The 22,166-nt window shown below is 32.2% G+C and carries 20 protein-coding genes; 1 reads left to right on the plus strand and 19 read right to left on the minus strand.

Annotated elements, in window-relative coordinates; translation table 11 throughout:
* Nucleotides 1-3: 3 nt before the first annotated feature.
* From NAT50_RS07080 to recR, 18 genes are all read right to left on the minus strand, one after another.
* Nucleotides 4-1,014, minus strand: coding sequence for a glycosyltransferase (locus tag NAT50_RS07080; protein ID WP_250592525.1), 1,011 nt, complete (start codon nucleotides 1,012-1,014; stop codon nucleotides 4-6).
* Nucleotides 1,001-1,996, minus strand: a complete 996-nt coding sequence (locus NAT50_RS07085; RefSeq protein WP_250592526.1) for a glycosyltransferase family 4 protein — start codon at nucleotides 1,994-1,996, stop codon at nucleotides 1,001-1,003. The genes NAT50_RS07080 and NAT50_RS07085 overlap by 14 nt, the downstream gene beginning before the upstream one ends.
* Nucleotide 1,997: 1 nt before the next feature.
* Nucleotides 1,998-3,080 (minus strand): EpsG family protein, encoded by a 1,083-nt coding sequence (locus NAT50_RS07090; protein ID WP_250592527.1) that lies wholly within the window; start codon nucleotides 3,078-3,080, stop codon nucleotides 1,998-2,000.
* A 3-nt stretch (nucleotides 3,081-3,083) separates the two neighbouring features.
* Complete coding sequence (locus NAT50_RS07095; protein ID WP_262918619.1) at nucleotides 3,084-4,199, minus strand: EpsG family protein; 1,116 nt, start codon at nucleotides 4,197-4,199, stop codon at nucleotides 3,084-3,086.
* Nucleotides 4,200-4,201: 2 nt separating this feature from the next.
* Complete coding sequence (locus NAT50_RS07100) at nucleotides 4,202-5,194, minus strand: CgeB family protein (protein WP_250592528.1); 993 nt, start codon at nucleotides 5,192-5,194, stop codon at nucleotides 4,202-4,204.
* A complete protein-coding gene (locus tag NAT50_RS07105) occupies nucleotides 5,191-6,096 on the minus strand; it encodes a glycosyltransferase family 2 protein (protein WP_250592529.1) in 906 nt (301 codons plus the stop codon). The genes NAT50_RS07100 and NAT50_RS07105 overlap by 4 nt, the downstream gene beginning before the upstream one ends.
* Nucleotides 6,090-6,749, minus strand: a complete 660-nt coding sequence (locus tag NAT50_RS07110) for a CatB-related O-acetyltransferase (RefSeq protein WP_250592530.1) — start codon at nucleotides 6,747-6,749, stop codon at nucleotides 6,090-6,092. The genes NAT50_RS07105 and NAT50_RS07110 overlap by 7 nt, the downstream gene beginning before the upstream one ends.
* On the minus strand, nucleotides 6,746-7,987 hold the full coding sequence (locus NAT50_RS07115) for a glycosyltransferase (protein ID WP_250592531.1): 1,242 nt from the start codon (nucleotides 7,985-7,987) through the stop codon (nucleotides 6,746-6,748). Before NAT50_RS07115 ends, NAT50_RS07110 begins: the two co-directional genes overlap by 4 nt.
* 23 nt (nucleotides 7,988-8,010) lie before the next feature.
* Nucleotides 8,011-9,120 carry a UDP-galactopyranose mutase gene (glf, locus tag NAT50_RS07120; protein ID WP_250592532.1) on the minus strand — a complete coding sequence of 370 codons (1,110 nt, stop codon included), beginning with the start codon at nucleotides 9,118-9,120 and terminating at the stop codon, nucleotides 8,011-8,013.
* A gap of 1 nt (nucleotide 9,121) precedes the next feature.
* Entirely contained in the window at nucleotides 9,122-10,429 is a 1,308-nt protein-coding gene (locus tag NAT50_RS07125; protein WP_250592533.1) for an oligosaccharide flippase family protein, read from the minus strand.
* A 114-nt stretch (nucleotides 10,430-10,543) separates the two neighbouring features.
* Nucleotides 10,544-11,416: a glucose-1-phosphate thymidylyltransferase RfbA gene (gene rfbA, locus NAT50_RS07130; RefSeq protein WP_250592534.1), complete on the minus strand. Its 873-nt coding sequence runs from the start codon at nucleotides 11,414-11,416 to the stop codon at nucleotides 10,544-10,546.
* Between the two features lie 70 nt (nucleotides 11,417-11,486).
* Nucleotides 11,487-12,533 (minus strand): dTDP-glucose 4,6-dehydratase, encoded by a 1,047-nt coding sequence (rfbB, locus tag NAT50_RS07135; RefSeq protein WP_250592535.1) that lies wholly within the window; start codon nucleotides 12,531-12,533, stop codon nucleotides 11,487-11,489.
* A gap of 4 nt (nucleotides 12,534-12,537) precedes the next feature.
* Complete coding sequence (locus tag NAT50_RS07140; protein WP_250592536.1) at nucleotides 12,538-13,899, minus strand: UDP-glucose 6-dehydrogenase; 1,362 nt, start codon at nucleotides 13,897-13,899, stop codon at nucleotides 12,538-12,540.
* Between the two features lie 24 nt (nucleotides 13,900-13,923).
* A complete protein-coding gene (locus tag NAT50_RS07145; protein ID WP_250592537.1) occupies nucleotides 13,924-15,195 on the minus strand; it encodes a nucleotide sugar dehydrogenase in 1,272 nt (423 codons plus the stop codon).
* 1 nt (nucleotide 15,196) lies between these two features.
* Complete coding sequence (locus tag NAT50_RS07150) at nucleotides 15,197-16,180, minus strand: SDR family oxidoreductase (protein WP_250592538.1); 984 nt, start codon at nucleotides 16,178-16,180, stop codon at nucleotides 15,197-15,199.
* Nucleotides 16,181-18,637, minus strand: coding sequence for a polysaccharide biosynthesis tyrosine autokinase (locus tag NAT50_RS07155; RefSeq protein WP_250592539.1), 2,457 nt, complete (start codon nucleotides 18,635-18,637; stop codon nucleotides 16,181-16,183).
* A gap of 6 nt (nucleotides 18,638-18,643) precedes the next feature.
* Nucleotides 18,644-19,438, minus strand: coding sequence for a polysaccharide biosynthesis/export family protein (locus NAT50_RS07160; RefSeq protein WP_250592540.1), 795 nt, complete (start codon nucleotides 19,436-19,438; stop codon nucleotides 18,644-18,646).
* A 73-nt stretch (nucleotides 19,439-19,511) separates the two neighbouring features.
* On the minus strand, nucleotides 19,512-20,132 hold the full coding sequence (recR, locus tag NAT50_RS07165) for a recombination mediator RecR (protein ID WP_250592541.1): 621 nt from the start codon (nucleotides 20,130-20,132) through the stop codon (nucleotides 19,512-19,514).
* 88 nt (nucleotides 20,133-20,220) lie between these two features.
* Between recR and NAT50_RS07170 the strand changes: the two genes are divergently transcribed.
* The gene (locus NAT50_RS07170) at nucleotides 20,221-21,717 is read left to right on the plus strand and encodes a sodium:solute symporter (protein WP_250592542.1); all 1,497 of its coding nucleotides are present in this window, start codon (nucleotides 20,221-20,223) and stop codon (nucleotides 21,715-21,717) included.
* Nucleotides 21,718-21,772: 55 nt separating this feature from the next.
* Here NAT50_RS07170 and NAT50_RS07175 read toward each other — a convergent pair whose 3' ends face one another.
* Nucleotides 21,773-22,129 (minus strand): CoA-binding protein, encoded by a 357-nt coding sequence (locus NAT50_RS07175; RefSeq protein ID WP_250592543.1) that lies wholly within the window; start codon nucleotides 22,127-22,129, stop codon nucleotides 21,773-21,775.
* Nucleotides 22,130-22,166: the final 37 nt, after the last annotated feature.

Here is a 22,166-nt window from a genome sequence, read left to right on the forward strand (position 1 = left end):
AACTTATTTCAATAAATCTAATAGATCGTTTATTTTGTTGTTTATTTTTGATTTACTAGGTGGTAATTCCGTTTCCAAAGATAATGATAAGCATTTATATATAGCTTGCTTGTCATAAGGATTGAAAACTAAACTTGGTTCACAAATCTCATGCATGTAAGGTAAATCGGCTCCCAATATTTTACACCCACATTCAATGGCTTCTACTAGACCCAATCCAAAACTTTCTGCTAATGATGGAAAAATTAAATATTCTGATTCGCAATATAACGGCATTAATTTTTCTCTTGATACAAATCCAATTGAAACTATAGGATAACCTCTATCTTTTTTTAAATTTAATAGGTTATTAACTTCTTGGTTGGAATCATCTATGGTGAGAATCAATTTTCCTTTTTTATAGCTATCGTAAAAGTCACAAAAAGCCTCGATGAGCCTCAAGTGATTTTTATGAGGTGTTGGATTGCTAACATATATATACGTGTGTTTCTTTCTTTCAATTTGATTCTCTTTAAAAATGGGTGGATAAAAGGGACAAATTAACACTTGTTTTTCATTTATATTGTATTTAGCAATAAACTTTTGTTTGATTATATTTGATTGAACTAACCAAATATTAGTATTCTTTTTGAATTGAGTTAATACTTGTACTTTTAACCAAAATTTTAATTTATCGAAATAAGAAAAATCAATAGGGACTGACAAATACATTAGCTGATGAAAATAGGTATATACTACACCTTCTAACCTAATGTTTGGGGGTAAGTTTCCAAAACACAAAACAGTAGTAAAATTTTTCTTGTTTTGATTATAAAACTTAAATCGATTCATCATGGACGCTTTTAAAAAAACAACCGTATTTGATTCTTTAAAATCAAATGACAAATTATTTTTTACTCTCACATCAAAGAGATAAAAAATTTTTTTATCTGTTTTTTCTAAATTGGAAATTAAGTAATCTAAAAGTACCTTACCTCCACCATTGTTTATATATAATGCGTCAATTAAAATCATTCTCTTGTAAAATTTTTTGATACAAATTAAGATATAGAATTGCTATTGCTTTGGGCTCATAGTTTTTCACATTCATCAATCCTTTTTTGATTAATTCTTCTTTGAAAACAGTATCATTTTGCAACTTCACAATAGCCTCAGTAATCTCATTGATTTGATAAGGATTTACCAGAATGGCTCCTTCTCCAGCAACTTCTTTCATTGGAGAAATATTAGAAGTAATCACCGCACACTGATAGGCTTGAGCTTCAATAATTGGCAAGCCAAAACCTTCGTAAAAAGATGGAAAAAGTAATATATCTGACTCTTTATAAAATTCAATCAATTTAGTTTCATTTACATTGACATGAATATCATAATCAATATTGTTGGTCTCTAAAAAAACTTTCTGTTCAGGAGTTATTTCTCCTACTATGTTTAATACTCCTTTAATTCCTTTTAGTGCTTGTATAGCACGATCTACATTCTTATTTGCTCTTGTTCCTATGATAAGAAACTTGGATATGCTATTGTTATTTTTTTTAAAATCTTTTGAAAAGGGAATTGTTAAGCAATTTGGAATTACTACAATTTTTTGAGCTGCCCAAGGAAGTAACTCTACTATTTCCTTTTTCGTCTTTTCCGAGATTACAGTTATATATTTAAGTCTTCTTATGGGCCAATAAATCCAAAGATAATAATAAATTTTCTTACGAATTCCTTTCAGATATTGTAACCCTACTAAATCATGAATAGTTAATACGGTTCTTTTTGGATTTAGTACTAGAGCGACCCAATGAATATCCCCCGTAATGTGGTTAATATCACCCTGATTTTTATAAAAATACCAGAACGATTTCAACATACCTTTAAGAGCGTAGGGATTTTTGAAAGAATTAGTTTGTACCCCAAAATCGTTTAATTGAGATCTTATGACAGAAAAAAGTTTTTCAATACTTATTTGTCCATTGAACGGTTTTCTTTCAAAAAATTGAACATTCATCTTAAAAAGTAAAAAATATTGTTTTGTAAGGAATAAATAATTCTTGATATAATTTCAAAGACCTAAAAAAAGAAAAAACACAAAAAAAGTAAAACAAGGACAAACTCGAATATTTAATCCATTTGTCTTTATCTAGTACAATATATCCGATCCAAGAATAAATAATACACTCGTAAATTGAAAAGTAGATTGTAAACCTTCCTAACAAATACGTAAAATTTAAACTTGCCAAGAAAAAAACTAAAAATGAAACAATAGAAATATTTAGAAAAAAAACATATCCTTTTAGATGCTGTAATTTATTTTTAAATAAGATTAGAAATACAATTGGCATTGCCTTTCTAATCAATCCTAACAAATTTTTAAAAAAATCAACTTTAGCCTCATTAAACTGACTATAAACTATAAATCTTTCTTTGAAATAAGGAAAAAAACTACTGTTAAAATCCAGCAATCTAATTACAATACTCTCTAGAGGCAAAAAACTCAAAAGAATAACTCCTCCTCCTAGAATCATCCACTTTTTAAAATCTATTTTATGAACTAGTAATAGTAAAAACAACATTGTGATTGCCGTTGTATGAAAACAAGAAGCTAATAAGACTAAAACTATAAACTTTATATATTTTTTTTCCATCAAATAATTCATTCCAAAAAAAACAATAGCCATCGCAATAAGTTGTCTATTACTACCCCAAAAACCTATTATAGAAACAAAATAAACCAGTAGTCCCGTTAAAGGGTATATTGTAAATTTTCTAATTGTATTACTATAAAGCAAGACTGAAAAGAACGAAAGAAATAAAAGAAATAATGTATACGGAATATTTAAAATTTTGAATCCTTTTGTTAAGTATAAATAACAAAACTCATAACGGGTGTTATGTGGTTCCGTAGTTGCATTTAAAACTTTTTCATAACTGTTATAGTACATGAAAAAATCCGTTCCACTATACCATCTAATTCCTTCTATAAAAGCAGCCAGGCTTGATAATAAAAACAAAACAAGGAGAGGAAAAGTTTGTTTCTTATGCAACTCTAGCGCTGAAAATAAAATTAAAAAAAGTAATAATAGAATTAGCATACATTAAAAAACTACTCTGTTAAAATGTTCATTATAAAAAATCCCTTTGTATGGATCAAAAAGTTCCGGATAAGCGCTAATAGACTGTTTAAAAGAGATAAATGCAAAGATTAACAAAATCAAAAAACCAATTAATCGATACTTTTTATCTTTTAATAACACCAATTGAAAACTCAACAATAGGGGTTCCATCGCATTAAAATACAAACTCCCCCTACTAATCATGACTAATAAACTTTGTGAAAAAATAAAATAAAAAGCTAAGCTAAGAACATAACCATTTAACAATAAGTTGTATTTAGGAAATAATTTTGAGATTTTATCTCTATTGTAAAGAAATATTAATAAAAAAAATAACCTCTTTAATAGTCCAAAAAGAGAGAGCCTCACACTTTCCAAATTTTCATTAGCTTGATTCAAATAGATTTCAGCTTTATTCGTAGCCATTTCATTGATCCCTCCTGCTAAACTGAAAATTTTTACCGGTAATCCCGTATAGCCTATCACAAAACTGACTAACAAGATTATAAATATATTTTTAAATGACAACTCCTTATTTAAAAAGAAAAAAAGCAAAAATAAAAGAGAACTAGAATGAAATAAATAAGCTATGAAAACCAAAACAAAATAATAAATTAATTTCTTCTTGTATAAGAACTCCAAAGAAACTAAACCAATGCTTAAAGACAACAACTGCCTGTTGGAACCCCATAAACCTATACTAAAACAATAAAACAATAAAAAACCTAATATGGAGTAAGGTGAAAAAAAGCGTATTGCTCTGAATGTTAACCAATAAAATATAACTGCATTTACCAGTAAAAAAATGGAATAATTACCAAAAAAATTATTGAAAAGATAAACAAAAAAACCGTATCCTATTTCCATCTCATTGATCTCCCTCCAATATTTTTGATTTGTAAAACTATTGAAATGATCATAATAAGGTTCCCAATCGGTTCCTGTTTCCCATCTTAACCCCATCTGTATTACAAGAATACAAAAGGATGTTATTCCAAAAAACTTGATCAATTGATTACTATCTCTGTAATTTTCTGTTGTTATTTGAAAAAAAGAGAATGAAGCTAAAATAAAGATGGTGAATAAGTAGACTTCCATTGTTATAATTTACTAAAAACATCATTCATTCTATGCTCATAAGTATGATTTTTTAAAAAATGTTCTTGTTGAATATTAGTAATATTATATCTTTCCTCAGGTCTGTTAAGGTAATAATTAATCAATTCTATTGCTTCGTCAATATTCTTGTACGTATATTTTTCTACATCAACTTTACTGAATTCTTCAATTGTTGGTTTATAATCACAAATTTGAAATCCTCCGATACCATAATTTTCAAAATATTTAACATTAACCGAGGAAATTTCTGCATAATGAAAATTATTAAAAACGATTTTTGATCCATACACTATTTCTGATTTTCTTTCACCAGTAATAAACTCATTTTTAAAGTGTTTCATGATTTTTTGATTTGGAAAACGTTTATCAGGAGTACCAAAAAGTGAAACATTCACCCCTGAATCAATCAATTTTTCAATCATCTTAGAACGGTATGGATACATTGTACCAAAAGCCACTACGTCAATATTAATATTCGTTTCTAGTTGTACTCTATCTATCTCAGGAGATTTATGTATTCTGGGATTAAAAGCCTCCGGCAAATAAAATGTATTTAATTTGATGTTATTTTTCATAAAATTGACCATAAAATACTCTTTAGAAAAAAAAGCATCATATGGTGATACAAAAATTTGTTGGTATTCAAGAGTTGTTAATTGATCAGGATTAATATGAATCACCGGGACATTTTTCAAATTTTCTTTGATTAATTTTATACATTCCGGATGAATAAACCTATAGGTACAAATAACAAAATCAGGCTGTTGCTCTATGATTTTATAGGCAATTTTTTTAAAGATGGCTACGTCATATTTTGGAAATAGTTTTGTAGCCCAATAATTATACTTATAGGGAATTGCTACTACATCGGCGATATCGACATGATAAACCTCATGTCCCATATGTATGAGTGTATCATTGATATGAAATTCTAGACTATCAAAATCTTTACTCCCTAATAATGCTATTTTCATGTATGAGTCTTTTTTACTTCTAAACTATATTGTTTATTTTCCGAAAATGAATATTTTTTGTTGAATTTGGAAAAAAACAAATATAATTTATCCCAATATACATATATATTGTAATTTCTTGAATCATTTTTCTTTAAGTAAATATTTCTACTAGTATGAATAATAATTCTTTTTCTATTAGAATATGTTTTTATTAATTTCCCTGAACCATCTTCCAAATGTATAATTCTTGTTTTTGTATATATAAACGCTTTAAGATTTAGTAATGACATTCTTTTTTGCAAATCCGTTTCTTCATAATACATAAAGAAAGAAGGGTCAAAACCATTTAATTTTTTAAACAATGATGATCGCATCATAAGATCTGCTCCAATTACATAATCCACTTCAAAAAATTCTTTATTTAAAGGATAAGTCTGTTTTCTGTGCGAAGTAATTAACTTCATATTTAACAACATTGTTCTAAACAACCCTTTCATTTCCTCTTTGCATGTAGGAAATTTACCTCCGAAACCGTTTACTTGAAATGTCTTATCTACTAAAATACATCCTAATGCCCCTATTTTGATTTCATTTTCATTGCTGATAAAAAAATAATATAGCTTGGAAATGGAATCTTCAACTAGAACAGTATCTGAATTTAAAAAAAATAAAAACTCTCCTTTAGCGTTTTGAGATGCTAGATTATTAGCTCTACCAAAACCTAAATTTACCGATGAGCTAATTATATTTATTGAAGGGAATATTTCTTTTACATTTTCTACCGAACCATCGGTAGAAGCATTATCTACCAAAATAATTTCGTACGAAATTGCTTTGGTATTATTTATTACGGATCTAATACAATCAATTACCAGATCTTTTGTATTGTAATTTACAATGATTATGGAAACCTCTAACATAATTTTTCTTCAATCTCTTTCAATAGATCTTCATCTAATGTTTTGTAAAATAAATCCATTTCTTTTTTAATTCCTTCAATATGCAAATCTTTCAAATTCATCTTACTTCTTTTATGAATCAGATTTTCAGGAATTCTCCACTTTAAAAAATCTGCTGGATTTCCTCCCACAATAGAAAAAGGGGCAACATCTTTTACAACTATACTACCAGCTGCTATTATAGCGCCTTTTCCAATAGTAACACCCGACATTATCATTACATTCGTACCTATCCAAACCTCATCTTCTATAACAACAGCTCCTTTTGTTTGGGCATCATCTTTACTGAATGGCTCTGAAAAAATTGCTTTTAATGGGTAAGTCGTAAACGCACTTATCTGGTGATTTCCTCCTAGAACAAAAACAACATTGTCTGCAATACTTACAAAATTCCCAATAATTAATTTTTCATTTTCATTTTCAAAAGACTGTACATTAATTTCTCCATAAGAGTATTTACCGACTTGTATCAAGGCACTATTTTTGACGTTTTTAGATATCGTGGTATAATTATGTGGATTTCTTAGTCTCCAATCAACATTATTATACTTACTCAAAAAATACCGCTTAATGTCTAATCTAATTGCATTTAAAATTTTAAGCAATTTAATCATATAGAATTATAAATTTTTATCAAATCTTGCATGTGTTGTTTCACTTTTTTTGTCCCTTCGAATTTATTTACAACTTTATTGTAAAATTCATATATATCATTACTATTCATAAAATTGAATATTTTATGAATCTCTTCCTGATTTGGTTCGAACAAAATTCCATTTTCTTGATTTATAAAATCTGGAATACCTCCCATTTTTGTAGCAATTATTGGGATACCAGAGTTTAAAAATTCAAATACAACTTGAGGAGCATTATCTTCCCAAATAGGAAGTACTAATCCGATTTCTATATTTTTAAGAATAGACTCTAAATCATTATGGCCATACTTACCGTGATAATAAACGTTTTCATATGACTCTATAAAAGGCTTCAATTTTGCATCAATTCCTCCATAAATATGAAATTCGTGTGTTGAATGTTGTACTATTTCTTTAAAAATCTCAGCTCCTTTGTGATAATTCAAATTTCCTATAAAACCAAATCTAAATTTCTCATTAGTATTTTTTAATGGCCTTTCTAAAAATTTCTCCCTAAAATCATCTTCTGCAGTATAATTACCAATGTGATTCACAAAAAAATTTTTATTATCAAATCCATTTGATTTATAAATTTCTTTAACTCTATTTGAAACAGCAATTATGGCATCCGCTTGACTAAAAAGTTTCTTAGCTAATTGCAATCGATCATAGTGACCTGATGAATTACAAATTTTATTGATATTCAAAAATTGTTTTAATTTTCTTATACTAAAATTAATAAGTCTATTATCAATAGTTTCTTCATAAGTAATACAAGTATTACATTTTTTATTCTCATTATTATTAACACAATTTTTACCCTCTCTATCTATCAAAATTATCCTATTACATATATAAGAATAATCATGCAATGAGATCACTAGTTTAGCATATTTTTGAAAAACCTTTAAGACAGAAAGAGGTAAATCAATAATCATGTGTACGTGTATAATATCTGGTTTTAATTTTTTTAATATCTCCTCAAGTTTATATAAATCTTTATTTTTTATAACACTACTTAAATGAAATGGTCTTAATTCAGTCTGAATAGATATCGTATCGTAATTATATTTTTTACTTTCACCATTATCTTGTGAAAAAAGTACTGTAACATCAAAATTTTCATTAGCCAATGCAGTCGATATGTTACGAACGTAATTTGTTATACCACCACTAAAAGAGATATCATAACCTGTACTTATTTGAAGTATCTTCATTATTTTTTATAAAATTATAACCTTTACTGTTTAATAAACTGCCTATGAATTTCCAAAGCTTCAGCAATAACGTGATGCATATCCATATATCTATAAGTAGCTAGTCTACCCAAAAATGTAAATTTATCTAATTTTTCCACTTCTTTCTGATATTCAACTAATTTCTCTAGATCTTGAGCTAATCTTTTGGGATAATATGGCACATCCCCTTCTTCTGTTTCTTTACTAAATTCTTTAAAATAAATTGTTTTGTTATGTGATTCCCAAGGTGTAAAGTGCTTATGTTCATGGATACGCGTAAAAGGAACGTCTGGATCAGCATAATTTATTACCGCATTTCCTTGATAATCATCATTTGTAATAGAAGACTCAAAAAAAACCGTTCTATAGGATAACCTACCGTATTTATAATTGAAAAATGAATCAATAGGACCCGTGTAAAAAATGTGATCATATTCTCTTACATCCCATTTTGAATCAAATTTTGTATTTAAGTTTACTTTTATATTTGGAGCATTAAGCATTTTTTCAAAAATAGCCGTATAACCATCTTTTGGAATTCCTTGATAAGGATTACTATAATAATTATCGTCATAATTGAACCTCACTGGAAGCCTTTTTAATATGCTTGCAGGTAATTCTGTTGGCTCGCATCCCCATTGTTTTTTGGTATACCCATAAAAAAAAGCTTCATACAAATCTTTTCCTATAAACTTTAATGCTTGTTCTTCGAAATTACTCGGCACATCAATGGTATTATCGGCGATTGATTTTATAAAATCTTTTGCTTCAGTAGGATTTAAAGTTTTTTCAAAAAATTGATTAATCGTATGTAAATTAATAGGCATGGAGTATACATTTCCATTAAATATGGTTTTCACTCTATTTACAAATGGCATCATTTGACAAAACTCTTGAATATAATTCCATACTTCAATATTATCTGTATTAAAAATATGGGGGCCGTATTTATGAACCATTACATTGGTTTCGGAATCTCTTTCAGTAAAACAATTTCCCCCAATATGTTCTCTTTCATCAATTACAACAATAAAATTATCAGGATTTTTTGCAAGTCTTTCAGCAATTACAGCACCAGAAAAACCAGCACCAACAATTAAATATCTATTCATTTTATTTTATTTTTATAACATCATTTACCGTTCTCAAAAGATTTTTGGGGTGAAAACTGTTCCTATTAACAATATAAATTTTTTCTTTTCTCAAATACAAATACATCAATAAAGTAACAATAGTTTCAATTATAATAACATTCCAAGCGGTTCCTAAATAACCGAACCTACTACTCATAATAACTCCCAAAAGAACTCCTATAAAACTACATATTGCGGTAATTCTAAAAAAAGCTTTATCAAGTTTTACATTTAACATAATTTGTATCCCAAAAACATTTGACAATCCTATCATTAGTGGCATAAATGAAGTTATCCTTAAAGCCAGAACTGCTGGAGCAAACAGATCTCCATATATTAATTTCACCAAAAAAGGAGCAAAAATTAGTATAAATAAAGATGCGAAAAAGTAAATATAAAAGATAATAGGAATTACATTTTTTATTATTCTCAGCCCATCTTCTCTTGATTCTGATAATTTATTTCCTATATAAGGAAAAAGAGAGGTGGAAATGGGAATACTCAAAACAGAAATCACTATTAGTATAAAGTTTTGACTTGTGGTATAATAGCCTAATTCCTTCGAATCTGCAAAAAAACCTAAAATCACAACATTTGTAGTCGTGTATAATGAAATCAAAACTGTTGAAAGAAAAATTCTACTTTCTTTGTATAGAAGTTTAATCGATTCGTTAATTTTTTTCCATTTAAACTTTAATTGATATTTTTTTATTGCATAAATTAGGAGAAAAAGATTAAATAATATACTAAAAGAGGAACTCAAAATAACTATCCAATAATAGTCCTCAGGTTTTTTTATTAAAAGAAAAACCAAAACCGTATTCAACGATCCCCTTATAAAATTAATCTTTGCATAAATCACCAGATTCTGTGTTCCTTGAAAAATATATTGTGGAGATAATAGAGAAGAGATAGTGCCTATGAAAAGAATTACACTCACCAAAACATCTCTTTGTAATGGATTTATAGTAAGTAATGAAAAAATAAATAAAAAAACTGCAATTATGAATAAGATTATACGACTATTAATTACATCTAAAAAAACAGCATTTATATTTTTAAAATCATATGGGTCCTGTGATATTCTTCTGGTTGCAGTCAAGTCAAATCCATAGAAAATTAAAAGACTAAAATACCCAACAAATGCTGTAGCATAATTAATTATACCATAACCTGAAGGACCTATTATTCTTGACAAATATGGTATTGTTATCAGAGGAAAAATAAAATTTACTATTTGTATTATTCCTAATGAAAATATATTTTGTATTAATTTTTTTTGTAACATTAATAAAAGCTGTTTGGCATTTACAATTGAATTTTAACCAATTAAAAAAACATATTTTCTTGTAACATATTTTCAAATCAAATAGAGCTATCAACATACTATAAATCAAATATGTCAAACAATTATCTTCCTCAAATACTCCGCATAGGTACTTTTCCCTAGAGTTGCAGCAGTATCTTCAAATTGTTCTTTTGTTATAAAACCTTTGCGATAGGCTACTTCTTCGATACAGGCAATTTTCAGACCTGTTCGTTTTTCCACCGCTTTTACAAATTCGGTCGCTTCTGTTAGTGATTCGTGTGTTCCAGTGTCTAACCATGCGAAACCACGCCCCATTAACTGTAGGTTCAATTTACCTTGTTCTAGATAAGCTTGATTTACCGAAGTTATTTCTAATTCCCCTCTATGGGAAGGTTTTACATTTTTGGCAATTTCTACTACCGAATTCGGATAGAAATACAAGCCTACCACCGCAAAATTGGATTTCGGTTTTATCGGTTTTTCTTCGATAGACAATACTTTGCCTTGCTCGTCAAACTCTGCTACTCCGTAACGTTCCGGGTCGTCTACATAATAGCCAAACACTGTCGCTTCTTTTTTCTCTGCTACAATATTTACTGCATTGGATAGCAAGTTTTGCAACCCTGCTCCGTAGAAAATATTATCTCCCAAAATGAGACACACATCATCGTTTCCGATGAATTCCTCCCCTAAAATAAATGCTTGTGCCAATCCATCCGGCGAAGGTTGTTCTACATACGAAAGTTTTAAACCAATTTGACTGCCATCTCCAAATAAACGTTGAAAATTAGGCAAATCATGCGGTGTCGATATAATCAAGATTTCTTTTATTCCCGCTAACATCAAAACCGATAACGGATAATAGATCATCGGTTTATCATATACCGGTAATAACTGTTTGGACACCACTTGCGTTAAAGGGTGTAAACGGGTTCCTGAACCTCCTGCTAAAATAATTCCTTTCATAGTATGAGCCTTCTGCCTTGCGTCTTTAGTATTAGCAAAAATTAAAAATGCTAAGCACTAACGTTTATGGCTATTGATATTGTTTTTCGTAATATTTGGTGTACTCTCCCGAAGTGACATGATTGAGCCATTCGGTGTTGGCCAGATACCAATCGATGGTTTGTTCCAATCCTTCTTCAAAAGTTACGGAAGGTTTCCATCCTAATTCGCGATTGATTTTTGAAGCATCAATGGCATAACGCAAATCATGACCGGGACGATCTTTTACGAAGGTGATTAACTTTTCTGAGGTTCCTTTTTCTCTTTCTAATTTATCATCCATTTTTTGACACAACAAACGAACTAAATCGATGTTTCTCCATTCGTTAAATCCACCTATATTATAGGTTTCGTGATTTTTCCCTTGGTGAAATACCAAATCAATGGCTACCGCGTGGTCTTTTACAAATAACCAATCACGGGTATAATTTCCATCTCCATATACTGGCAACGACTTGTTGTTGATGATATTATTAATGAACAAAGGAATCAGTTTTTCCGGAAAATGATACGGTCCGTAATTGTTTGAACAGTTGGTGATCACATACGGTAATCCATAAGTTTCACCGTACGCTCTTACAAAATGATCTGAACTTGCTTTTGAAGCCGAATACGGAGAATTAGGATCGTATGCCGTAGTTTCCGTAAATAATCCGGTTTCTCCTAAACTTCCATACACCTCATCTGTGGAAATATGATAAAATCGTTTTCCCTCATAATTTCCTTTCCAAAGTTCTTTTGCCGCGTTTAGCAAATTCATGGTTCCAATGACATTTGTTTTCACAAAAGCCAAAGGATCCGTTATAGAGCGGTCTACGTGAGATTCGGCTGCCAAATGAACAACTCCATCGAACTGATATTTTTCAAAAATAGTGTGAAGAAACGCTTCATCGACGATATCTCCTTTTAAGAAAGTATAATTCGATTCGTTCTCTATATCTTTTATGTTTTCGAGATTCCCAGCGTAAGTCAAAGCATCTAGGTTATAGATATGATAATTGGGATAGTTTTGCACAAACCTTCTCACGACATGTGAACCTATAAATCCTGCTCCTCCTGTTATTAAAATGTTTTTCATACGCTTAATTTGAACTTCCTACTGCATTGTAAACAAAACCGATGTCTTTCATTTTTTGTTTGTCGAGAATATTTCTTCCATCAAAAACAAAAGCAGGTTTCAACATTGAATCATAAATTTTTTGCCAATCGTAAGTGGTAAACTCATCCCACTCTGTCAATATTGCTATGGCATGCGCATTTTTACACGCTTCGTATGGATTGGTTTCTACAGCGATTGCTTCCGATTGGTTTCCTAAATCGAATTCTATTTGACTTTTTTCTACTTTAGGATCATAGACTACTACTTTGGCTTCTTCGTTGATTAAATCTTGTGCTACATTAATTGCTGCCGATTCACGAGTATCATTCGTATCTTTTTTGAAAGCCCAACCCAACATCGCAATTTTTTTACCCGATACAGTGTTGTATAGTGTTCTTACAATATTTTTAGCAAAACGATGTTTCTGATGGTCATTCATAATCACCACCTGTTCCCAATAATCAGCTACTTCGTGCAATCCATAAGACTTGGCGATGTATACTAAATTAAGAATGTCTTTTTGGAAACAAGAACCTCCAAAACCAACAGAAGCTTTTAAGAATTTTGATCCAATACGAGAATCCATTCCAATCGCTTTGGCGACTTCTGACACATCCGCTTCTGTTTTTTCACACAATTCAGAAATAGCATTGATAGAAGAAACACGTTGTGCTAAGAAAGCATTGGCCGTTAATTTTGACAATTCCGAAGACCAAACATTAGTAGTTAAAATTCGTTCTTGGGGTACCCAACGACCGTATACCTCTGCTAATGCCTGAATCGCTTCCGGATCATTTCCACCGATAAGTACTCTATCAGGATTGTGTAAATCTTGTACTGCGGTCCCTTCCGCTAAAAACTCAGGGTTGGATAAAATTTGAAAATTCACTCCATTGCCTGTATTGTCTAAAATACTTTTAATGGCCTCGGCCGTACGTACCGGTAAGGTAGATTTTTCAACCACGATTTTATCGGATTTAGCGACTCTAGCAATTTGTCTCGCACATAATTCAATGTATTTTAAATCGGCAGCCATTCCTTTTCCTGCACCATACATTTTAGTAGGCGTGTTCACCGAAATAAAAATCATTTGTGCTTCGTCTATGGCTTTATCCACTTCCGTAGAAAAGAATAGATTTCTGCCACGAGCTTCTTTCACCACCTCGGCTAATCCGGGTTCATACACCGGTAATTTGTTTAAATCGGTGTCGTTCCAAGCCGCAATTCGTGCTTCATTCAAATCCACCACCGTCACTTTTATATCGGGACATTTCTGTGCAATAACCGCCATAGTAGGCCCTCCTACGTAGCCTGCTCCTATACAACAAATAGAATCAATCTTCATATTTTTCATTTTAACCTTGTAAAATTACAGTTTTCCATCGACATGAGTGGTTAAAACTCCTTTCACATCATACAAAACAGAATTTTCTTTTCGTAATTGTACTAAATCTATTTCTAAAAACTCTTTGTGAGCTACCCCCAATACTAAGGCATCAAATTTATCTTGTGGTAATGTGGTCACTGTTTCTAAACCGTATTCGTGCCTCACCTCCGCAGGATTGACCCATGGGTCGTAGATGGTCACGCTGATTCCGTAATCGTTCAGCGCCGCAATGACATCTACTATTTTGGTATTTCGAACGTCCGGGCAATTTTCTTTGAAAGCAATTCCTAACATTAAAACCTTCGCACTATTAATCGCAATTCCTTTTTTTATCATTAATTTCACCACCTGAGCGGCTACATATTCGCCCATACTGTCATTTAATCGGCGACCCGCTAGAATAATCTCAGGATGGTATCCTTTTTCTTGTGCTTTTTGTGCCAAATAGTATGGATCTACACCTATACAGTGTCCTCCAACTAATCCAGGTTTAAAAGGTAAAAAATTCCATTTGGTTCCGGCTGCTTTAAGTACCTCTTGTGTATCGATTTCTAATAAATTAAAAATCTTTGCCAACTCATTCACAAAAGCAATGTTGATATCCCTTTGAGAATTTTCTATTACTTTGGCTGCTTCCGCTACTTTAATTGAAGGTGCTAAATGGGTTCCGGCAGTGATTACCGAACGATACAACGCATCTACCTTTTCGCCTACTTCAGGAGTAGAACCGGCAGTTACTTTTAATATTTTTTCAACGGTATGCTCTTTATCGCCCGGATTGATTCTTTCCGGTGAATAGCCAGCAAAAAAGTCAACATTGAATTTTAATCCGCTCACGCGCTCCAAAACCGGCACACACTCTTCTTCCGTTACTCCAGGATATACGGTAGATTCATAAATCACAATATCTCCTTTTTTTAGTACTTTTCCAACAGTTTCACTCGCTTTATACAAAGGTTTTAAATCCGGTTTATTGTGTTTATCGACCGGTGTAGGTACCGTCACCACATAATAATTACAGTCTGCTATATCCTCTAGAGATGACGAACAAAACAAGCCCTTTTCTTCTTTATTCACTGTTTTCAAAACAGAACGAAGTACCTCTTCACTGACTTCTAACGTAAGGTCTTTTCCTTGATTTAGCTCAGCCACTCGGTTTTTGTTAATATCAAAACCTATGACATTATATTTGGTAGCAAACAATCTTGCCAATGGCAGGCCTACATACCCCAGACCAATCACTCCAATCTTCATTTTATTGTTTTAAATTATTCCAATACCATTGCACGGCTTCCTTAATTCCTTGTTGCAACGAGTATTGCGGATTATATCCTAATATTTTTTTTGCTTTATCTATACTGGCTAACGAATGAGGTATGTCTCCGATTCGGTTCGGACCATGTTTAATTTCTACGTCTGCAATTTTAGGATCAAATCGGGCCAGTTCTTCTTGCAAGACAGCCACTAATTGATTTAAAGTAGTTCTGTCTCCGAAAGCCGTGTTGAAGACCGTATTGATGGCATCAGGATTTTGCGTCAACATGGCCAACTCGTTCATTTGAATTACATTGTCTATGTAGGTAAAATCGCGAGAATAATTTCCATCTCCATTAATCACTGGACTTTCATATCGCATGAACTGCAATACAAATTTAGGAATCACAGCCGCATAGGCTCCATTTGGATCTTGTTTTCGACCAAAAACATTGAAATAACGGAGTCCGATGGTTTCCATACCGTAGGTTTTTCCGAATATTTCTGCATAAAGTTCATTGACATATTTGGTAATGGCGTAAGGCGAAAGAGGTTTCCCTATGACTTCTTCCACTTTGGGTAAACTTTCTGAATCTCCATACGTAGAAGAACTTGCTGCATACACAAAACGCTTTATTCCGGCTTCTTTTGAGGCTTGTAACATATTTAAAAAACCCGTTACATTTACTTCATTGGAAGAAAGAGGATCTTGTATGGATCGCGGTACCGAACCTAAAGCCGCTTGATGTAAAACATAATGAACTCCTTCTACTGCTTTTTGACAATCTTTAAAATTTCTAATATCCCCTTCGATAAAAGTAAAATTAGGGTCATCTAATAAATGTTCAATATTTTTACAATACCCCGTAGCCAGATTATCCAAACAAACTACTTGATATTTCTTATTTAGAAAATATTCACAAAGATTAGAACCTATAAATCCTGCACCACCCGTGATGAGTATTTTTATTTCGGAAGTATTCATTTATTTTTTAAAAAATTTATCGACCCACTCTTTTATTCTGTTTCTTTTTTCCGGCATCTCTAAGTAACCTTCACCATAGGCCCCATAACCGTAACCGTAGCCATATCCGTAGCCATAACCATAACCGTATTTGGCCTTATTTTCGAAACCATTGAATAAAATACTTATATTTTCTAACTCCCCCCTTTTGTGTTTATTATTCACTAAAGTAAGCATGTCTTTTCTAGTAATTCCCTGTCTTACCACATAAATAGTCGCATCACAATACTCTGTTAACTCTAAAGCATCGGCAACTAATCCGACAGGTGGTGTATCGAGAATCACATAATCATACTTAGCCTTTAACTCCTCTATTAACTCCCTCATATTCTCACTCATAATTAGTTCAGAAGGATTAGGAGGAACGGGTCCAGAAGTAATAAGATCCAGATAAGGAATTTCCGTTTTTAATGTTATTTCTTCGAGTGTTTTTTGACCTATTAAATGATTTACTACCCCTATATTATTTTCGTACCCAAAATCTTGGAAAATCTTTGGTTTTCTGAGATCCAAACCAACAATTACGGTTTTCTTTTCACTCATTGCAAAAACCGTAGCAATATTCATGGAACAAAATGTCTTTCCTTCACCACTAATGGAAGATGTTAGCATTAACACTTTAGAACCTGCTTGTTGCTTTTTGTATAAAAATTGTAAAGAGGAACGAACCGCTCTAAAACTCTCCGCCAAAGCTGATTTTGGTTTTTCGAATACGGCCAAATTCGTCGTGGTATGTTTTTTTCCGATAACACCAATAACAGGAATTTTGGTTAATCGGGTTATATCTTCAATATTCTTGATGGTATTGTCCAGTAAAGTCAAAACAAAAATCAGCAGAAACGGAATTAACAATCCGAGAAAAAGTGCCATTACGTAGTTCACACTGGTTTTAGGACCTATCAAACCTCCTCCCGTATCTTTGGCTGGATCGATAAACTGAATATCTGAAAGATTGGCTGCTCTAACAATATCCGCTTCACTTCTTTTTGCGAGGAAGGTGTTGTATATGTTTTTACTCAAGTCGTATTTACGATTGATTTTAACCAACTCCTGTTGCTGTTCCGGCAACTTTTTAATGTTTTGCTCGGCAACACTTATTTTTTTATTGATGGCTCTTAAGTCATACTGAACAGCCGCTTTTGCTGTAGCGATATTCTCTAGTAAGACTTTTTTCAAAGCCTCCATTTGATTATCGAAATCTTTAAACTTTTTATCGCTCTTAACGGTATACGCCATTTCAGCTCTCTCCGCCGAGAGTCCGGTTAGCTTTGCGATATTCGCAATTATGTTGGGATCATCTATTCCTGCAACTGATGGTGCTGGCAGACGTGAAAAATCTTCATTGCTCAATAAATAGTTTTTCAATCTGTCGTAATACACAATTTTTCTTTCGATTAAATCCTTTTCTGTATCGAGATCTGAGAGCAAAGAAGAATATTTTTCGCCACCATCTTCTACTTCAAAAATATTTTTATCGCGACTGAATTTTTTTAATTCATCTTCGGTGTTTTTCAGTTGTCCTTCCATTGCAACTAAAGTACTATCAATGAAATCGATAGTATTTGCAGCAAACTGGTTTTTCATTTGCAATTGTTTCTTAATTAAAACATTCACTGTTCCATTAAGATAATCAACCATTCTGGCTTTGTTTGTACCCGACAGACCGAGTCTTACAATAGATCCTGCTTTGGCATCGCTCTCTACATCAATTCCTTGATATCCTGCAACTACACCATTAAAATCAGCAAAACGAATCATATAAGAAGCACCTTCGTAAAAACCAGGATTATCGGTAAGTTCTAATTTTAAATTTAAAAACGGTAGCGCTATTTGCTGGCCTATTTTGTATTGCTTTTTAAACTCTCCAACAGGCACATTTGTATGCGAATATTCATCAGTTGTATAATTATACAATCCTACCTTGGCCTCTTGAAAAGGGATTGCTATTTCAAAAGTCTTCGCATTGATAAAACGAATATTGATGACTCTCCCTATTAACTGCGGTAAGTGTTTGTTCAACTTTACTACGAAAGGAACTTCCCCGTAAGCGTCTTCCATGTTGTATTTTCCTTGGCGCAGGTACTCTACATAATATTGCAATTCTCTGACTACATCTTCATTGTGTGAACGCGATTTGATGGTAGACATTAAGGTACTAACCTGATCTGAGGTACCTCCCCAATTGAAAACTAAACTAGTATTCGACGTAAAAAAAGGATTGTTTTCTTCTTTATAGGCAATGGTAGTTGACATCCCGTAAATTTTTTGTTTACGGATATTCACCTGATAAGCAACCGTGAAAGTAATTAACAAGGCGATTAAAAACCAATACCAATACGCTATGATTTTAGAAAACAATGCTTTAAAATCAAAAGTATTATGCGATTCGAAGAATGTAAAATCTTTGGTATCTAACATTCTGAATTAGTTGTTTTTTATTAATAAATAAGTGGTAAACAATATTCCCATAGTACTCAACAAAGTGGTTACCGTTTGTAAACCATTGGTACCAAAACCTCTTGTTTTTTGCTTTAAAGGCTTGATATAAATATAATCATTAGGCTGAACATAATAATAAGGAGATTTCATCACCTCAACAGAAGTAAGATCCACTGTGTGGATTTCTGTCCCATGAGGAAATTGTCTTACAATCACCACATCTTTTCTATTTCCTACCAACGTTATATCCCCGCTGTTTGCGATAGCTTCCAAAATAGTCACTTTGTCTTGAAACAAGGTTTTAGTTCCCGGAGATCCTATTTCGCCATTAATGGTATATCGTAATCCACCTATTTTTACGGTAACAAAAAGATCCGCTTCTTTGTTTAAATATTCTTCTAAAAGTTGTTTTTCAATTTTTTGTCTGATTTCTTCGAAAGTCATCCCCAAAACTTGTAATTCTCCCAAAACAGGCACTCGAATATTTCCGTGATCATCTACCGTAAAACCATCAAAATACAACGACTGATCACTTCTTGAAAGCGCATTTTCTGGAGAAGGATTAAACATCGCTACCAATTTTTGATCCAAAGCTTTAATAGTGACGCTCAACACATCGTTTACCTTCACCCTGTAGGGTTTTATAGCCACGGGCTGAATTACATCGGACTCGCTCGCTGTTTCCGCTTTTTGTATGTAAACCAAATCTTTGTTTGTGATACAAGAAGTGGTCAAAAAACAAGACAATAATACTATTAAAAAACTATATATTTTGTTCATTATAAGCGGGATTTTGGAAAACAAATATAACTTTTCATTTGTAAAAAAGAAACGTAATTAAAATTAAATTATTTTAAATATTTCTCAGGGAGTTTTCGAAAGGAATTCTGTTAACAATACTTCTTCCCAAGGTTACTTCATCTGCATACTCTAATTCGTCGCCCACTGATATTCCTCTCGCAATAGAAGAGGTTGTAACTCCTGAATCTTTGATTTGTTTGTAGATATAAAAATTGGTCGTATCCCCTTCCATGGTGGAACTTAAGGCAAAAATAATTTCTTCAACATTACCCGCTTTGACTTTTTCTACCAATGACGCTACATTTAATTGACTAGGCCCTATGCCATCAATAGGCGAAATTTTTCCTCCTAATACATGATATATTCCTCGGAACTGTCCGGTATTTTCTATCGCCATGACATCTCTTACATCTTCCACCACACAAATTATTTTATAATTGCGTGAAGGGTTGGCACAAATCTCACATACTTCTATATCAGAAATATTGTGACAGTTTTTACAAAATTTGATATCGTTGCGCATGTTGGTTAATGCCTGCGTTAAGAAATCGGTTTGCTCTTTGGGCTGTTTTAACAAATGCAATACCAAACGCAAAGCGGTTCGTTTACCAATACCTGGTAATTGCGACATTTCACTTACTGCTTTTTCTAAAAGTTTCGAAGAAAATTCCATGGAACAAAAGTAGTTAATTTGAAATTTATAAAATTTGATGAATTGAAGATTATTTATGTAAATTGGCACAAAATAAATTTGAAATCTGATGTCACCATTTGCCATTTTATCCTTAATTGTAGTTTATTTTGGAATTTTATTCTTCATCTCCCACATTGTCAGCAAGAAAGACAGTGGCAATGATGCTTTTTTTAAGGCTAATAAAAACTCGAAATGGTATTTGGTTGCTTTCGGAATGATAGGCACGGCTTTGTCTGGAGTGACTTTTATTTCAGTACCGGGCGAAGTAGGGAATCCGGATTTGCAATTTAAATATTTCCAATTTGTTTTGGGTAATGCTATTGGCTTTCTAATCATCGCCAAAGTATTACTTCCTCTTTATTACAGAATGAATCTGACTTCCATTTATGGTTATATTGAACAACGATTAGGCACGGTGAGTTACAAAACGGCGGCGACGATCTTCCTTATTAGTCGAACAATTGGTTCTGCCTTTAGATTGTACTTAGTTGTGATTGTATTGCAACGCTATGTTTTTGACCATTACGGCATTCCTTTTACTTTTACTGTACTGTTATCGTTACTTTTAATTTTTGCCTACACCTATAAAGGAGGCCTTAAAACTATTATTATTACCGATACCTTACAAACCTTTTTTCTTGTTTTATCGGTATTCTTGACTATTATCTTCATTTGTAAAAGTCTCGATCTTTCTGTGATACAAGCTTTTGAAACCGTTAAAGAAAGTCAATATTCTAAAATTTTCTTTTTTGAAGATTATCTGAAAGGCAATTATTTCTGGAAACAATTGTTGGGCGGAATTTTTGTTACCATCGCCATGGTTGGTTTGGATCAGGATTTGATGCAGAAAAATTTGAGTTGTGCCACTATTGGAGAAGCTCAAAAAAACATGTTTACTTTCACCGGTATATTTGTCATCATTAACCTTTTCTTTTTGAGTGTTGGGGCTTTGTTGTACATGTATGCCGAAAAAAACGGTATCAGTGTTCCTATGGTAGATGATGTCGCAAGAACCGATTTTTTATTTCCTGAAATAGCCCTAAAATCCCTTGGTTTAATCCCGGCTATTGTGTTCTTATTAGGGCTTACTGCCGCAACTTTTGCGACAACCGATTCGGCTCTGACGGCATTAACCACTTCTTTTTGCGTAGATTTCTTAGGAATGGATAAAGCCGAAAATCAGAATAACCCAGCTGCAGTAAGAACTAGACACTGGGTCCATATTGGTTTTTCTTTATTGATGTTCTTGGTCATTGTCTTTTTTAACGCTGTAAATGATGCTTCAGTCGTAAAAATGATTTTCAGAATTGCCTCTTATACTTATGGACCACTTCTAGGCCTATATGCTTTTGGATTATTTGTAAAATCGAAGACTGTAAATGACAAACTGGTTCCTTTTATTTGTTTAATTTCACCAGCCATTTGCTACATCATTTCGGCAAATTCATCAGAATGGTTAAATGGTTATACCTTGGCCGAAGAACTAATCATTGTTAACGGACTTATCACATTTTTAGGTTTATTTTTAATCAGCAAACCAGCCACAGGGCAAACACGATTTTAAAACTAGGAGTTCATTTTAAACTCTTGTGGCTAAATCTTTAAAAAATATTTCGACTCTAGAACTGATGTGTTGTTAACAAGACTAGTGTGCAAGCCACTTCTACTTGAATATTATTTTGTTGCAAAAGGGTGTAAAATTCTGGATTTTCTGTCCCTGGATTAAAAATAACTCTTTGTGGTTTTAAGTTGATAATGTAGTCGTAATATTCCTTTTGTCGTAAAGGATTAAGATACAAAGTTACCGTATGAATCCCTTGAAAATCAGGAAATCCAGTTTCTATTGCTACTGAGGCAACTTTTTCATTTTTTAATCCAACGGCTACTACTTCATGACCATGCTGCAATAACATATTGATGGCTTTGTATGCGTATCGTTCCGGATTAGAGGAAGCTCCTATAACTAATGTTTTCATTGTTCTTTTTATTATTCAATAAAATTAGTACTTTTAA

It is taken from the genome of Flavobacterium luminosum (assembly GCF_023635005.1).
GTDB lineage: Bacteria > Bacteroidota > Bacteroidia > Flavobacteriales > Flavobacteriaceae > Flavobacterium > Flavobacterium luminosum.

Bases quoted from the DNA above. Each gene is read 5' to 3' on its own strand.
- NAT50_RS07080 (WP_250592525.1), bottom strand. From the start codon at position 1,014: ATGATTTTAATTGACGCATTATATATAAACAATGGTGGAGGTAAGGTA.
- NAT50_RS07175 (WP_250592543.1), bottom strand. From the start codon at position 22,129: ATGAAAACATTAGTTATAGGAGCTTCCTCTAATCCGGAACGATACGCA.
- NAT50_RS07090 (WP_250592527.1), bottom strand. From the start codon at position 3,080: ATGCTAATTCTATTATTACTTTTTTTAATTTTATTTTCAGCGCTAGAG.
- NAT50_RS07105 (WP_250592529.1), bottom strand. From the start codon at position 6,096: ATGTTAGAGGTTTCCATAATCATTGTAAATTACAATACAAAAGATCTG.
- NAT50_RS07160 (WP_250592540.1), bottom strand. From the start codon at position 19,438: ATGAACAAAATATATAGTTTTTTAATAGTATTATTGTCTTGTTTTTTG.
- NAT50_RS07100 (WP_250592528.1), bottom strand. From the start codon at position 5,194: ATGAAAATAGCATTATTAGGGAGTAAAGATTTTGATAGTCTAGAATTT.
- NAT50_RS07125 (WP_250592533.1), bottom strand. From the start codon at position 10,429: ATGTTACAAAAAAAATTAATACAAAATATATTTTCATTAGGAATAATA.
- rfbB (WP_250592535.1), bottom strand. From the start codon at position 12,533: ATGAAAAACATTTTAATAACAGGAGGAGCAGGATTTATAGGTTCACAT.
- NAT50_RS07150 (WP_250592538.1), bottom strand. From the start codon at position 16,180: ATGAATACTTCCGAAATAAAAATACTCATCACGGGTGGTGCAGGATTT.
- glf (WP_250592532.1), bottom strand. From the start codon at position 9,120: ATGAATAGATATTTAATTGTTGGTGCTGGTTTTTCTGGTGCTGTAATT.
- NAT50_RS07140 (WP_250592536.1), bottom strand. From the start codon at position 13,899: ATGAAGATTGATTCTATTTGTTGTATAGGAGCAGGCTACGTAGGAGGG.
- NAT50_RS07155 (WP_250592539.1), bottom strand. From the start codon at position 18,637: ATGTTAGATACCAAAGATTTTACATTCTTCGAATCGCATAATACTTTT.
- NAT50_RS07170 (WP_250592542.1), top strand. From the start codon at position 20,221: ATGTCACCATTTGCCATTTTATCCTTAATTGTAGTTTATTTTGGAATT.
- NAT50_RS07115 (WP_250592531.1), bottom strand. From the start codon at position 7,987: ATGAAGATACTTCAAATAAGTACAGGTTATGATATCTCTTTTAGTGGT.
- rfbA (WP_250592534.1), bottom strand. From the start codon at position 11,416: ATGAAAGGAATTATTTTAGCAGGAGGTTCAGGAACCCGTTTACACCCT.
- recR (WP_250592541.1), bottom strand. From the start codon at position 20,132: ATGGAATTTTCTTCGAAACTTTTAGAAAAAGCAGTAAGTGAAATGTCG.
- NAT50_RS07085 (WP_250592526.1), bottom strand. From the start codon at position 1,996: ATGAATGTTCAATTTTTTGAAAGAAAACCGTTCAATGGACAAATAAGT.
- NAT50_RS07095 (WP_262918619.1), bottom strand. From the start codon at position 4,199: ATGGAAGTCTACTTATTCACCATCTTTATTTTAGCTTCATTCTCTTTT.
- NAT50_RS07145 (WP_250592537.1), bottom strand. From the start codon at position 15,195: ATGAAGATTGGAGTGATTGGTCTGGGGTATGTAGGCCTGCCATTGGCA.
- NAT50_RS07110 (WP_250592530.1), bottom strand. From the start codon at position 6,749: ATGATTAAATTGCTTAAAATTTTAAATGCAATTAGATTAGACATTAAG.